Raw genomic sequence first — 12,758 nt, forward strand, 5'->3', positions numbered from 1 at the left:
GAAGACGGCTTCATGATTACCCTATCGCAATTAGCGGAGTTCGCGCAGGGAGCCATCTTCGGCGGAATCGGGAACCGCGCCATTTGAGCCTTGGCTCGCGCGACGGGCCTTAAGATCGCTCCAACTGGTGGACCATGAGGAGGTCGAGCTCTCGAATCTGCAGCGCTACGTGCTGGCCGGGCAATCTCATGTCGACTTGCAAAAACTCGAGATGGCTTATTGCGCGCTCGCGAGCACAGCGCTGGAGTTTTCGGTGTTTTCCGTCGAATCGGACGCCTATTTGAACAACCGAAACGATTGGATGTTTGAGAGGGTCGCTGTTGCATTGGACAACACTCCAAATTGTATTGCCGTGCAGGCGCGTTTGTACGCTGCTACTTTCAGATCGTGCGATGGCTCGGAAGAGCAGCAAATCGAGATGATTGCTAGAGGCTGTTAGGAACTAGCAGCGAGTTTAGCGACGTTTTTGAGCATGATGCATGAGAAGGCGACGAGGTGGAGGTCGGCGAGGGTTTGAGCGCATCGCTCGTAGTCCTTGACAAGTCTTCGGAAGCGTGTGGCCCACGCGAAGGAGCGCTCGACGACCCATCGCCTTGGGAGCAGCACAAAGCGTACGCATACGACGGAGGCCGCCTGATTGACGCATGCGCGCGGGCACGGCGAGGTCTATGATGGCATTGGGTGAAGGGTGAAGGTCAGGCGGCCTGCTGATTGGCTGGCTTGTCGGCCTGGCGCAGGAGCTTCCATTCCCAGGGCAAGAGCTCGTGCAGACGCGATGCGGGATGATCGGCGATACGGGCCAGGACGTCGGCGAGCCAGGCCTTGGGATCGACGTCGTTGAGGCGACAGGTCGTGATCATCGTCAGCATGATGGCGGCACGGTCGGCGCCGCGTTGGCTGCCGGCGAAGGTCCAGTTGCGCCTTCCCAAGGCGATGCCTCTCAATGCGCGCTCAGCGCAATTGTTGGTCAAGCAGATCCTGCCGTCGTCGAGGAAGCGGGCGAAGCCGTCCCAGCGCCTGAGCATGTAGTTAATCGGCTTCAGGACCTCGGAGGAACGCGAGAGGGTTTCGCGCTCGCGGAGCAGCCAGGCATGCATGTCCTCGAGAAGTGACTTACTCTGTTCCTGGCGAGCGGCACGCCGCTCGCCGGCACCGCGGCCGTTGATGGCGCGCTCGATCTCGAACAACGTATCGAGGCGTCTGACAGCCTCCAGCGCGATCGGGGAGACCGGTTTGCCTTTCTTGCCTTCCCGAGCATTTTTCTCGATATCAGCCAGCTCGAAGAAGCCCCGCCGCGCATGGGCCACGCAAAACGCCGGCGTAATCGGCAGCGCCTTCTTCTGCGGGTCGAACAGCGGCTCGAAGCCGCTGTAGCAATCCGCCTGCAAGATGCCGGCGAAGGCGGCCAGATGTCTCTGTGGATGCTCGCCTCGTCGGTCGCTCGAGGCGTAATAGACCGCTGCCGGCGGCGCAGGCCCGGCGAACGGCCGGTCATCCCGCACATAAGTCCAGATCCGCCCGGTCGTGCACTTGCCCTTCGCCAGAATACGGATGGTGGTGTCGTCGCCATGAAGGCGCTCGGCAGCGAGCACGTGGCGTTCGATCAAGTGGAAGAGCGGCATGACGGCGAAGGTCCCGTGGCCGACCTGGTCGGCCAGCGTCGACAACGGCAGGTCGATCCCCTCGGCCTTAAAGCGCGCACTCTGGCGGTTGAGCGGGATATGCATGCCGAACTTGTCGAACAGGATCGTCGCCAGCAATTGTGGGCCGATGAAGCCGCGCGGCGTGGCATGGAACGGCGCGGGCGGCTGGCTGATCTTCTCGCAATCGCGGCAGGTGAACTTCTCGCGTACCGTCTCGATCAGCTTGAAGCGGCGCGGGATCTCCTCCAGCGTCTTGGTCACATCCTCACCGATCTTCGCCAGCCGCGATCCACCGCAGCAGGCGCAGGTCGTTGGAGTCTCAATGACGACGCGCTCGCGTTCGATATCGTCAGGCCATGGCTTGCGCACCGGCCGCTTGCGCATGAAGGGGCGGACGTTCTGCGTCTTCGCCGCTGCGGCCTGTGCGGCAAGCTCATCCTCGCTCGCCGTGGTGACGAGTTCTTCGAGCTCCAACTCCAACTGCTCGAGCAGCCGTGCCGAGCGCTCGGATCGCTGCCCGTGCAGTTCGCGTTTCAGCTTCTCGATGCGCAACTCGAGATGAGCGATCAGCGCCTCGGTATCCGACAGTTTCGCCTGCGCATTCGCGGCTTGCGCCTGCCAGTTGGCGGCCTTCGCCTCGGCTTTCTGTCGCGCCTCACGCTCGGCCTGCAGCGCCGCCAGGGCACTGACAAGGTCCGATGGAAGATCATCCGGCTTCGATATCATGGAGCCATTGAATCAGATCGAGCAGCAGATTCAAACCGTAAAACGACTATCCGACCCGCGTCGGACGCTGGGTTTCTTGAGGGTTGCGCCAATCGATCCCGGACAACAGATAGCTCAACTGCGCCGGAGAGATCGTTACCGATTCACCAGCAACCGATGGCCAGATGAACCTGCCTCTCTCGAGTCTTTTGGTGAACAAGCAGGCGCCCTGGCCATCGTGCCAAATGACCTTCAATAGATCACCGCGTTTGCCCCGGAAGCAGAAAAGACCGCCGCCCATGGCGTCGCGCTTGAGCACTTCCTGCACGCGCAGAGCCAGGCTCGGAAAGCCGCACCGCATGTCGGTATGGCCCGTCGCCAGCCACACCCGCACGCCCGTCGGGATCGGGATCATCGGCGCGCCAGGCCCCGAGCAATTCGAACGACCGCCTCGATATCCGCACCGGGGCCGAAGACCACGCGCAGCCCCTGAGGGCTCACGATTTCGATCTGACCTGTCTCGACAGCTTCCGTCGTTGGCGGCGTACTTGCCGCAACTATCGCAGGGACGAATGTCGGGCCGATCGAATCCTCTTCGGCCGGATCATGACAGGTCCAAGCCTTGCGCCAGCTCAGCAGAAGCTGACGTGATATCCCATACCGGCGAGCCGTCGCCGACACCAGTCGTGGCCCCGAGAAGCTCTCCTCTACGATTCTGAGCTTCTCCGCACGCGTCCAGCGTCGCCGCCGACCGGTCTCCACCAAATCCATGCGGCTCAGCACCGCACTGTCCTTATGTCCGTCCATAAGGACAGTCAGCTACAGATCGGAAAAACTCGCAAGACGGCCGCCCTCGGACGGATACCACAAAGCCTCGTTTGGCCTCCGACAGCTTTATGACCTCGAGGGCAATGCCGTGTTCTGCAGCCGCCGCTGCAGGCTTGTCGCCTGTGTAGCCTTGGTCAACGAAGGCGACTTCGACGCTTGTCTAATGACACGTGGCCGAGCCAAGCACGGATCGTGTTGATGTCGACGCCGGCGCGCAGCAGGTGCACGGCCGGTGTGTGCCGAACCGTATGTGGGCTCACGCGCTTCGTCGCCAACGTCGGCACCGTTTCGCCCGCCATAGCGGCATATTGGGTCACAAGACGGTGTATTCCGAAGCGCGTCAAGGCTGGTTCGTCCTCCCGAGAAAGACCGCTTCACTTTTGTTCCGGTTGGCCACAAGACGAGTCAACGAGGTTGCCGTCGTTGACCACAATGGACAGAGTCAAACCTTGTTTCCCTTGCCGTGAAGTCGCACTGATGCATATTTCAGTGATGGTGAGCAGCGATTTCGCGCGATCATGAGCGGCGAATTCAGACGATCGTGAGCAGCCCGCTCCGGCCGAGGCGGTGATAGAGTCAGCGTTCTGGCTGCTCGTCAAGGGTGATGGTTCTGGCGTTGCGTTTTCGCATGCTTTCGCCGGCAAGCTGGAGGCGGTGAGCGTTATGGACGAGGCGATCGAGGACAGCGTCGGCGTAGGTTGGGTCTCCGATAACTTCGTGCCATGTGTCCACAGGGAGTTGGCTGGTTACGATGGTGGAGGCGCGGCCATGGCGGTCCTCAAGGACTTCCAGTAGATCGCGCCGTTCGGCAGCGGTGAGCACTGACAATCCCCAATCGTCCAAAATCAGAAGCTGGGCGCGGCCAAGGGTTTTGAGCAAGCGGGCATAACGTCCATCCCCCCGCGCGAGTGCCAACGCTTCGAACAATCTTGGGACGCGATGATAGAGAACCGAGCGATTGTCGCGGCAGGCCTTGTGGCCGAGGGCACAGGCTAACCAACTTTTGCCCAATCCGGTCGCTCCGGTTATGAGCAAATTCTCGTGGCGATCGATCCAGTCGCCGCTGACCAGCTTGGCGAAGACGGCCCGGTCGATACCCCGCGGCGTGCGCAAATCGACGTCCTCCAAGCAAGCATTCTGGCGGAGCGCGGCCAGCTTGAGGCGCGTAGTGAGCCGCCTGGTGTCGCGTTCCGCGGCTTCCCGGTCGACCAGCAGGCCGATGCGATCTTCGAACGGCAAGGCTTCGAGATCAGGTGATCGTCGCTGCTCCTCGAAGGCCTTGGCCATGCCGCTCAAGCCGAGCTCGATCAGGCGTTCGTGGGTGGGATGGGTGAGCATACAGGTCTCCTTGGCTTCAGTGGAAATAATCCCGGCCGCGGATGTTGCCGTGGCGCAGGGGTTGGGGTTCGGAGGGCTCGTCGAGAAAGGTGCGATCCAGGCCGTTCTGGAGGATGGAGCGGATCGAGGCGACGGATCGCGCCTTGATCAGAATGCCGCGCCGGCAGGCCGCGTCGACGCGCTCGGCGCTGTAGCTTTTGGCCAGCGACAGAATGCCGAGGCAGGTGCGAAAGCCTTGCTCGGGATGCGGCCGGGCCGCGATCACGGCCTGGAAGAAGGCGGCGGTCGACGGACCGATCCGCTCGCCGGCGGCGATCACTCCGGCGGGCGTCCATTGGCCGTAGCGCCGATGGGCGCTGGGCATGTGGTCGGCGGTGGTGGTGTGGCCCCGCCGGTTGGGCGCGCGGGCGTGGCTGGCGATCCTGCGGCCGTTGTGGAAGATCTCGACCGTCCTGTCGTCGATGCGGGCATCGACAAGCTCACGGATGAGCCGATATGGCGTGGAATACCAGTGTCCATCGATCTCGATATGATAGTCGGGGCCGACCCGGCATCGCTTCCAGCGCGCGAAAGCGTAAGCCTGATCCGGCAGCTTTGTGAGCTTGGGCTTGTCGAGTTCGGAGAACAGTTCGGCGCGGCTGGCGCCAAAGTCGCGCATCTGCCGGGCATTGAGTTCGACGACGAGTATTTTGATGGCTGCGTTCAGCTCCGCCAACGAAAAGAAGCGTTGGTTGCGCAGCCGCGCCAAAATCCATCTCTGGGCGACTTGCACCGCAACTTCGACCTTTGCCTTATCTTTTGGGCGCCGCGGCCGGGCTGCGAGAATGGCCGTGCCGTAATGGCTCGCCATCTCGGCATAGGTTCGGTTGAGGCCAGGATCGTGGCGGTCGGGATTGGTGACGGCGGCCTTGAGATTGTCGCAGACCACGAATGTCGGCGCGCCGCCGAGGAAGGCGAAAAGGTTGATGTGGACCCGGATCCAGTCGGCGAGCCCCTCGCTTGGGCAGGCCTCGGCGTAGGTATAGTTGGAGGCGCCCATCGCTGCGACGAACAGCTTCATCGACTGCACTTCCCCACTTGAGGGGTCGATGACGTCGATGGTGTCGCCGGCGAAATCCACGAAAACCTTCTCGCCGCCCAGATGGGTCGTAAGGGTAGCTCTGAGGCCCATTTGATTGACGCTTGACGTCTATTTTGAGCGAGTGGTGTGCCGGCGCGGCTTCCATATGTCGGACAACGCGTTGACAGCGGCCTCAAGCGCCTTCAGGTCGACGACGTTGGGATCGAACTGCTCCGGGCCCCAGAGGCGCATATGTTCGTGCTCCGGATGGGTGGCGTCGCTGATGGCGTCGAGGTATTCGGCGTAGCCTGGCGCACCGCCGACATCTTCCGGAGGACAACGGCCGGCGGCCTCGAGCAAGAACGGAAGTCCCTCTGTTGTCGTGTTGTCGAACCACTTTTCGAGCTTGATCACGTGATCCCAGCTGTCGCCGAAGTCGTAGAGATAATGGATCGTCTTCGCGCCGGTCTCTTGAACGATATTGGAGAGCCGCGTCTTGCGAGCATCGATGGGCTGAGGGCCAAAATCTCCATCGGGATCAGGGATACCCCAACGGGCGTCGCCAGCCAGGAACTCGAAGAGATGGCTATTCGTCCAACCAAACGCCGCCTGAAGCGTCAGATGCAGCCGATCAAGGCGCAGCGTGAGCGGCACGACAAGACATCGCATCACCTCCGGTTTTACATCCTTGAGGGTCACCTTGATCCGGACCGCGGTCGTGTTCAGGCTCATGCCGCCAGCCTCGGATCGTGTGCATGCATCGTGTAGATCGACGCCCAAGGGAGCAGTTCGTCCAGTCGCGCCGCAGGCCAACCATTGACGAGCTTCGCGAGAACATCAGCGAGCCAGTGCTCGGCAGTGACGCCATTGAGCTTACAGGTCTCGATTAACGAAGCCAGAACTGCCCAATTCTCGGCGCCCTCGTCGCAACCGGCAAAAAGGGAGTTCTTGGCGTTGAGCTTGATCGGCCGCATCGCTCGCTCGACCGCATTGGTGTCCATCTCGATGCGCCCGTTATCAAGGTAGAGCGTCAGGCCGTCCCAATGGCGCAGCGCGTAACGTAAGGCCTTCGCCGTGTCGCTCTTCTGTGCAAGGTGATCAAGCTTCGCCTCAAACCACTGCTTCAAGGCTGTAGCCAGAGGTCGGGCATGCGCCTGCCTGCCAGCACGGCGCTCGGCATCCGATCGGCCGCGGAGCGCTTTCTCGACTGCGTAAAGCGCAGCGATGCGTTCAAGAGCCTCGCGGGCAACCGGAGCTGGCGCCGGAGCAGCCTCGCGCTCGATCTTCACAAACTGGCGTCGTAGATGCGACCAGCAGAATGCGAGCGTCCCGGACAGGGCGTCCGCACGCGTCTCTCGGGTCATGGTCTTGTAAGCCTGATAGCCGTCGCAATGGATGATGCCGCGATAGCCCTCGAGCAAGCGCAAGCCATGAACGGCCCCACGGCCCGGTGCATAGGCATAGACCACCCCAGGTGGGTCAGGTCCGGCCCAGGGCCTGTCATCGCGCGAGAGCGCCCAGAAGTAGCCGGTTTTGGTCCTGCCGCGCCCCGGATCCAACACCGGTGCGGGGGTCTCATCGACACAGAGCTTCGAAGAGGCGAGCAGAAGCTGGCGCAGACGATGCCACAAGGGCTTCAATTCCTGGGCGGCATACCCGACCCAGAAGGCGAGCGTGGAACGGTCCAGCGCTATTCCGTACGTCGCCAGCATCTGCGCCTGGCGGTAAAGCGGCAAATGCCAATGATACTTGGCATCGATCACATGCGCGACCAGTCGCTCGGTCGGCAATCCTCCCCTAATCAGTCGCTCGGGAGCGGCGTGCTGGAGGACGACGCCGTGACAGGCGCGGCAGGCCAGTCTGGGTCGGCGGGTAACGATGACGCGATACTGCGCCGGTACGACGTCCAGCCTCTGGCTCTCATCGTGACCGATCTCAAAAAGGGCGCCTTCGCAGCACGGGCAGCAGGTTGCAGCCGGCATCAGGGTTTCGACGATGCGCGGCAAATGCTCCGGCAACTGACCACGATTGGCTCTGCGCTCGGCAGCTCTCTTCTCGCATGTTTTGGGATTGGCACCATCTTCGGCTGCTTCGAGAGCCGCGACGGCCTGATCGATATCCTCCAGAACAAGCTGGAGCTGATCAGCGTCCAGCTTTTCCGAGGATCGACCGAACTGCGCATCTTTTGCAAGCTTGAGCAACCGCTCGAGCCTGGCGCAGCCATCCAGCAGAGCCGCGGCAAAGATACGCAACTCGGCCGGATCGCTCGGCAGCTCATCAGGCAAATCACTCATTGGCCCAAGTCTGCCATGCTTCGCGCCCCGATGCAGCGAAGATTTTACGTCCTACGCAAGTGCTTTCGGCTGCAGGATTCGAGGCGCGTGCATCCGCGTCCAATCCATGCCGGCCAGAAGTGCGGACAGCTGCGCGGCATTCATCCGCATCACGCCGGCTACGATGGGAGGCCATTTGAAGCCGCTGCCATCGAGCCGCTTCCAATACATCACAAGGCCGCTGCCATCCCAGACGACAATCTTCACCCGATCGGCGCGCTTCGCACGGAACACCACCGCCACGCCCTTCATCGGGTCATGGCCCAGCGTCTCCTTCGCCAACAGCGCCAAGCCCTCCGCACCTTTTCTGAAGTCCACAGGTTGCGTCGCCACGTAAATCATGAGGCTCGCGGGCGGCATCAGCATGAACGTGTCCGTCGAAGCGCCAAGAACACATCATTCAACACAGCAAGGCCAGGCGTCCCTCGCACCTCCACTCGTGCCCCCTGGAGTTCAACCGTCACTACGGCTGCTTCCGGCGACCCGGTGGGCTCTGCGGCTGCCGGTAGCGCCGATTCCGATACCACCGGCACGAACGACAACGTGTCCGCCGAAGCCGGCAGCACTAACTGGCCCAAACGCGCCCGGCGCCGCCAGTCGTGCACCTGCTGGGGTCGGCACCCATGGCGACGCGCGACATCTGTGACAATCGCCCCCGGCTCAAGACTTTCCGCGGCAATCTGTGCCTTCAAATCGTCCGGCCAGCGCTTTCGACCTGCGCCTGCGTACACTTCGATGCGCGGTGACAACGGTCGTCTTATGTCGTCCGAATGGTCATCCATTGTGAGCACCCTTGCAGAAGATGACTCTTCTTCTAGCGGTGCTCTCAGGATTGAGTACCAAAATTCTCTAGGGCCTCAACGCCACGCTTACGATGGGTCTGCCGCATCGAAGGCCGGGCTCGCCCCTTCCAGGCCTCGTAGGTCGTGCAGAACCATGTGTAGCCGAATCCATCGGGATGGCTGGCGCGATACTCGTCCCACAGCAGCCGGCGGGTCACGTTGCGCCGGCGCAGCTCCTTGTCGACATAGCCCCAGTCGGGAACGGGCCGCTGTGGGCTCTGTGACGCAGGCCTCGGCGCAGGGAAAAGCAGCAGCTCCAGGTCTTCGTCGGTCATTCCGACCGGCAACGGCCAGTTCAGTCCGGCAGCCCCGGCTCGGCGCAGATAGCTGTGCACGGCTCCGTTGCTGATGCCCAGGGTGCGCGCGATGGCTCGCTCCGGCAAGCCTTGAACATGTTTTAAGCGGAGAACCTCTTTGATCCGGCGCATCGACAATCTCTGGGTGGGCATCGGCCTTCCTCGTTCACTGACGAGGCAGTTCCTAAGCCGGTTGAGTTGTCGGCCGAAGCGGGCTGAGCCGCTGAAAAGCTGCTCACGATCCCGCGAAATCCGTGCTCACGATCCCGCGAAACATGCAAGCTGTGCAGAACACCCTGAGGCTGGTCGTCCGAGGTGAGCATTCAACTCTCGCGGATGCCGCCTGGCACGTTCAAAACAAGATGCGACACACTGGGCGGCGCCTAGCGCAACGGTCCGTCGGAAGCACACTCCTCGTAAAGGGCCTCCAGTTCGATCACGCCATTATCGTTGCGCCTGAAAAGCTTAGCCGCAACGACCTGTACGTGGCGCTCACGAGAGCTTCCCGGACGATCACCATCGTTTCAACAACGCCGATATTATACGCAAAAATGGCCTCCCCGCGGGGGTCAAAGGCCAGAACCGCCGAAGAATGAAATATCGACCCCGCCACTGGCAGAACCCTAGGCCGGCGCCCCCTCACGCAAACTCTCCGCACGACGCCGCGCAGCTGCCAGGAGATTCGGCAAGTAGTCCTGCGTGATGTTCCAGATCAGCTCGGGATCGACGTCGCTGTACTCGTGACGCAGACAATTCCCCAAGGTTTCGATCTTGCGCCACGCAACATCGGGCACATCGTCTTTGACCTCGGAGCGGGAGGGTTTTTGCGGCTTCCGAGATAATGAGCAGTTCATGCTCTACGGCACGCTGTAGCAACCAAGACTCCTGAAAGCTTGCGCTCGATACACCAGAGAGCGCTCGGCAGATGGCCTCGGCTTCATCTACAATGTGCAGAAGGCGGATAACAGGGGTCTTGCTGGGTGCCGTTAGAAGACGCGGATGGCTTCCCGCTCGACCTCTTCACGGATGAACTTCGAAACTCGGGTACGCGTTCCATAATCGACATTGGCCGGCAGCGCGGATTTCAAACACCATAGGCACCAATGAATGCATCGTGATCCAGTTCCGCACCCGGCACCCTATCGATGAACACATCGACGTCGGAATCGGACCATGCCTCGTTTCGGGCGCAGGAACCGAACAGATAGAGTCCGCCCACGCCAAAAGCCCGCATCTGGGTTCTACAGCCTTCAGGCGCGAAATGACTTCTGTCGTCTGCATGCGCTTACCATACCACAGCTGCATGGATGCCGGCAAAAGCGTCTGCTGACATCTCTCGCAGGAAAAGGATACGCTCCTGGTCGGCCTCGGCGCAGACGGTTATGTACATCGCGCCAGCATGAACCAGCGGATAAAGGAGCCACTTGCAAGACGATCCCATCGAACGCGAGGAAGAAAGCGTATATTATTCACTGCCTGAGGAGGCTCTTCAGCACCTTCCCGAGGAGTGGCGGAACCATATCCAAGCGATAGCGGACAACGGATGCGCTATCCTTGAATCTGTCGACAAGGAATTGTCGCAGCTCGTCAAAATCTCGAACTCGTTCACCGCGCTGGTGGCATTGAAGTACACGGCAAAACGCCTGTCAGAATACAAGTTTGCCGCGGACATGGATGCTATTCTGGAACTCGATATGCTCACGACGGCATTTGTCGTGACCTATGTTCGTCTGCATCAAGGCGGCAGCGGCAGCGGCTTCTCGCGCGCTATCCTCCCCCAGAAACTCCGCAGGGTGCATGATCAGATCGTCGAGATGAGAAACAAGAGATACGCTCATAACGACGATCATCACTCCCTCTCGAACGCGATGGAGGTCGGATTTGAGGACAACCGCTTTCTCCTTAAATTCGATCTTTCGCTCGAATACCAAATTGGGGGAGCAACAGAGTGGCACGACTTGACCAAATTTCTCGACGTAATGACCGTCGAAAAGATGGAAAAGCTGCTAGCCAGGCTCAAGGCAAAAACCGGCCACGACTGGGTTTGGCCGAAAGCTCCCGCGCCAGACTGAGCGGCTGGCCCGCATGCTTGATCTGGGTGCCGGCCTATCTCACGGCGCGGCTCGCACATACTGCACTGTCAATGCCTCATGCGTCCTCCCATCATCCCAACTCATCGTGAGCCAGCAGGTCGAGGTCGGGTACGATATGATGATTCTTCCTGGCCGATACTTTGCCCCATGTAAGAAGGGATATTTGTTGACATCAAGTGGTTCGAGCAACAGCACGAAGCCAAGGCCCAGGATTTTCAGCGCTAGTGCTTCGATATCTTCTTGAGCGTTCGTGAGCGGCTGCAACTGGAAGCGCGGATGATTGGACATCTGGTCGCCCGCGTTCATGGTGCAATAGAGTCCGGCACCCTCCGGCCAATGGCGCGGGTCGTCGAGCATGTCGAGTATCGCGGAGTCCTGCGAGAACGCTCCGGAGAGGGGTGTCCGCCCCCTTGCGAGATTCTTTGAGACCGCGGCGGCCTTCGCGGTCTTCAGGAGCCACCGCTCAACGTCATGCCCCGAGACAAGGGCGTGCCGCATCCCCTCATCGCGCTCGAGATAGGATTTAAGCGACGCAAAGAAATATTGCGCCGCGTCGTCCAGCGGATGCAGCGTGCTATTGTGCTTGGTGCATAAGCAGTTCGTACGCAGGCTTTGGGGCGCTAGACTCTTCCTTTCGTCCGGCGCAAGCCAAGGCAAACCTCCAATCGAGAACTCGCCATCGCCCATCAGAACCCTTATTACCGACTCTGAGATAATGTGTTCGCCGGAGATGGGGGCAACGCAAGACCCCAATTCCTTCATGTAGCACTTGGGCACGCTTGACGAACGTGGAAGGGTCTTCAGCCCGAGAGTGGCGGCGGGCTTGTGCCACTCCTTGCCATTGAAACAACAAAAGCGTGCGGCCTTCTTCGAGCCACACGGACAGGGGCCGTTTAGAACCGCCTCTCGTTTGCGCTTCGCCTCGCCCATCGTCCAGCCCCTGGATCGTTCCAGGCCTAGCGATAGCCCCTCTTGAGCTTTTTAGTCCAGTTCGAGGCTAGCGGTGTCGGCTGCGCCCTGACTCTGATACGTTTCGATACGAACCGTGCCAGCACGGCCGATGCGACCCCATTGCCGGAAGAGCGAGCATTCACCGAATATAGCAAAGACGGGGCTAGTCGGCCTTCTGATCGGCTTGGGGCGCTGGTTCGCGAAGCACGATCTTCGCCGGAGACCGCCAAGTCAGGTGCAACGAAGATGTTAATTCCCCTGCCATCATTGATGCTTTTTGCCAGCAGCACTCGGAACTGACGAGCTTTTCTTAATTTCCTTATCAGTCTGGAGACTGACTCCGTTTACGACCAACCTTATCAGTCGAAACTCGCTGCGCGGCCCGAGGAGACGCCAGTCATTCACGCCGCTAGATCGGCATAGCCGGTCTATGGATCGACCGAAAAGCCCAATGGGTCACACGGCCCGCCAGGATTGAAGTTTAGGCCTAACCATTACCTGAGCAGACTGCCCCAGCCGTGTCGAAGTCGCGGCTCAGGCCTGTCTCGCGCTCCCCATGGCACAACCGCGACCAAAGTCTATGCACCGATTTCGTGGATAACGGAACATAGAGGTTACAACTCTATGCGAGTTTTGTAAGTTATCTCCATTTTTGGTTGAGTCGCCCAA

The 12,758-nt window shown here is 60.6% G+C and carries 13 protein-coding genes and 6 pseudogenes; 2 read left to right on the top strand and 17 right to left on the bottom strand.

From position 1 onward, the window contains the following. Positions 1-106: 106 nt before the first annotated feature. Positions 107-439 (top strand): annotated as a pseudogene (locus HAP48_RS04860) (ThiF family adenylyltransferase); the annotation flags it as partial. Here the strand turns inward: HAP48_RS04860 and HAP48_RS04865 are convergent. The 15 genes and pseudogenes from HAP48_RS04865 to HAP48_RS04925 all read right to left on the bottom strand — a co-directional run. After that, positions 436-609 (bottom strand): annotated as a pseudogene (locus HAP48_RS04865) (transposase); the annotation flags it as partial. The pseudogenes HAP48_RS04860 and HAP48_RS04865 sit on opposite strands and share 4 nt — an antisense overlap. An 86-nt stretch (positions 610-695) precedes the next feature. Next, complete coding sequence (gene tnpC / locus HAP48_RS04870) at positions 696-2,369, bottom strand: IS66 family transposase (protein WP_166205228.1); 1,674 nt, start codon at positions 2,367-2,369, stop codon at positions 696-698. A 46-nt stretch (positions 2,370-2,415) separates the two neighbouring features. Beyond that, the gene (gene tnpB / locus HAP48_RS04875; protein ID WP_063676425.1) at positions 2,416-2,763 is read right to left on the bottom strand and encodes an IS66 family insertion sequence element accessory protein TnpB; all 348 of its coding nucleotides are present in this window, start codon (positions 2,761-2,763) and stop codon (positions 2,416-2,418) included. Continuing rightward, positions 2,760-3,155, bottom strand: a complete 396-nt coding sequence (gene tnpA, locus HAP48_RS04880; RefSeq protein ID WP_166202956.1) for an IS66-like element accessory protein TnpA — start codon at positions 3,153-3,155, stop codon at positions 2,760-2,762. Before tnpA (HAP48_RS04880) ends, tnpB (HAP48_RS04875) begins: the two co-directional genes overlap by 4 nt. Positions 3,156-3,201: 46 nt before the next feature. Then, positions 3,202-3,333: pseudogene (locus HAP48_RS50660) on the bottom strand (IS5/IS1182 family transposase); the annotation flags it as partial. Further along, entirely contained in the window at positions 3,311-3,475 is a 165-nt protein-coding gene (locus tag HAP48_RS50665; protein ID WP_210293178.1) for a tyrosine-type recombinase/integrase, read from the bottom strand. The gene HAP48_RS50665 and the pseudogene HAP48_RS50660, both read right to left, overlap by 23 nt. Positions 3,476-3,752: 277 nt before the next feature. Next, positions 3,753-4,514, bottom strand: a complete 762-nt coding sequence (gene istB, locus HAP48_RS04890) for an IS21-like element helper ATPase IstB (RefSeq protein WP_029085260.1) — start codon at positions 4,512-4,514, stop codon at positions 3,753-3,755. Positions 4,515-4,530: 16 nt separating this feature from the next. After that, positions 4,531-5,658, bottom strand: a pseudogene (istA, locus tag HAP48_RS04895) (IS21 family transposase); the annotation flags it as partial. Positions 5,659-5,703: 45 nt separating this feature from the next. Beyond that, positions 5,704-6,306, bottom strand: coding sequence for a plasmid pRiA4b ORF-3 family protein (locus HAP48_RS04900; protein WP_166214524.1), 603 nt, complete (start codon positions 6,304-6,306; stop codon positions 5,704-5,706). Beyond that, a complete protein-coding gene (gene tnpC / locus HAP48_RS04905; protein ID WP_166214523.1) occupies positions 6,303-7,868 on the bottom strand; it encodes an IS66 family transposase in 1,566 nt (521 codons plus the stop codon). The genes HAP48_RS04900 and tnpC (HAP48_RS04905) overlap by 4 nt, the downstream gene beginning before the upstream one ends. Before the next feature lie 51 nt (positions 7,869-7,919). Then, on the bottom strand, positions 7,920-8,273 hold the full coding sequence (tnpB, locus tag HAP48_RS04910; RefSeq protein WP_091968098.1) for an IS66 family insertion sequence element accessory protein TnpB: 354 nt from the start codon (positions 8,271-8,273) through the stop codon (positions 7,920-7,922). Beyond that, positions 8,267-8,689, bottom strand: a complete 423-nt coding sequence (gene tnpA / locus HAP48_RS04915) for an IS66-like element accessory protein TnpA (protein ID WP_084518858.1) — start codon at positions 8,687-8,689, stop codon at positions 8,267-8,269. Before tnpA (HAP48_RS04915) ends, tnpB (HAP48_RS04910) begins: the two co-directional genes overlap by 7 nt. Before the next feature lie 92 nt (positions 8,690-8,781). Next, positions 8,782-9,198: pseudogene (locus tag HAP48_RS04920) on the bottom strand (sigma factor-like helix-turn-helix DNA-binding protein); the annotation flags it as partial. A gap of 470 nt (positions 9,199-9,668) precedes the next feature. After that, positions 9,669-10,008: pseudogene (locus HAP48_RS50670) on the bottom strand (HepT-like ribonuclease domain-containing protein). 121 nt (positions 10,009-10,129) lie between these two features. Beyond that, positions 10,130-10,279, bottom strand: coding sequence for a nucleotidyltransferase domain-containing protein (locus HAP48_RS04925; protein WP_224496909.1), 150 nt, complete (start codon positions 10,277-10,279; stop codon positions 10,130-10,132). Between the two features lie 190 nt (positions 10,280-10,469). Here HAP48_RS04925 and HAP48_RS04930 point away from each other — a divergent pair, with 190 nt between their 5' ends. Continuing rightward, positions 10,470-11,117: a hypothetical protein gene (locus HAP48_RS04930; RefSeq protein ID WP_051346746.1), complete on the top strand. Its 648-nt coding sequence runs from the start codon at positions 10,470-10,472 to the stop codon at positions 11,115-11,117. Positions 11,118-11,156: 39 nt separating this feature from the next. Here HAP48_RS04930 and HAP48_RS04935 read toward each other — a convergent pair whose 3' ends face one another. Then, the gene (locus HAP48_RS04935; RefSeq protein WP_224496910.1) at positions 11,157-12,068 is read right to left on the bottom strand and encodes a hypothetical protein; all 912 of its coding nucleotides are present in this window, start codon (positions 12,066-12,068) and stop codon (positions 11,157-11,159) included. A gap of 51 nt (positions 12,069-12,119) precedes the next feature. Continuing rightward, a complete protein-coding gene (locus HAP48_RS50675; RefSeq protein ID WP_420869890.1) occupies positions 12,120-12,269 on the bottom strand; it encodes a WGR domain-containing protein in 150 nt (49 codons plus the stop codon). Positions 12,270-12,758: the final 489 nt, after the last annotated feature.

Source organism: Bradyrhizobium septentrionale, assembly GCF_011516645.4.
GTDB lineage: Bacteria > Pseudomonadota > Alphaproteobacteria > Rhizobiales > Xanthobacteraceae > Bradyrhizobium > Bradyrhizobium septentrionale.

Excerpts from the sequence above, each read along its gene's own strand:
- tnpC (WP_166205228.1), bottom strand. The coding sequence starts at position 2,369 with ATGATATCGAAGCCGGATGATCTTCCATCGGACCTTGTCAGTGCCCTG.
- tnpB (WP_063676425.1), bottom strand. The coding sequence starts at position 2,763 with ATGATCCCGATCCCGACGGGCGTGCGGGTGTGGCTGGCGACGGGCCAT.
- tnpA (WP_166202956.1), bottom strand. The coding sequence starts at position 3,155 with ATGGACGGACATAAGGACAGTGCGGTGCTGAGCCGCATGGATTTGGTG.
- HAP48_RS50665 (WP_210293178.1), bottom strand. The coding sequence starts at position 3,475 with ATGGCGGGCGAAACGGTGCCGACGTTGGCGACGAAGCGCGTGAGCCCA.
- istB (WP_029085260.1), bottom strand. The coding sequence starts at position 4,514 with ATGCTCACCCATCCCACCCACGAACGCCTGATCGAGCTCGGCTTGAGC.
- HAP48_RS04900 (WP_166214524.1), bottom strand. The coding sequence starts at position 6,306 with ATGAGCCTGAACACGACCGCGGTCCGGATCAAGGTGACCCTCAAGGAT.
- tnpC (WP_166214523.1), bottom strand. The coding sequence starts at position 7,868 with ATGAGTGATTTGCCTGATGAGCTGCCGAGCGATCCGGCCGAGTTGCGT.
- tnpB (WP_091968098.1), bottom strand. The coding sequence starts at position 8,273 with ATGCTGATGCCGCCCGCGAGCCTCATGATTTACGTGGCGACGCAACCT.
- tnpA (WP_084518858.1), bottom strand. The coding sequence starts at position 8,689 with ATGGATGACCATTCGGACGACATAAGACGACCGTTGTCACCGCGCATC.
- HAP48_RS04925 (WP_224496909.1), bottom strand. The coding sequence starts at position 10,279 with ATGCGGGCTTTTGGCGTGGGCGGACTCTATCTGTTCGGTTCCTGCGCC.
- HAP48_RS04935 (WP_224496910.1), bottom strand. The coding sequence starts at position 12,068 with ATGGGCGAGGCGAAGCGCAAACGAGAGGCGGTTCTAAACGGCCCCTGT.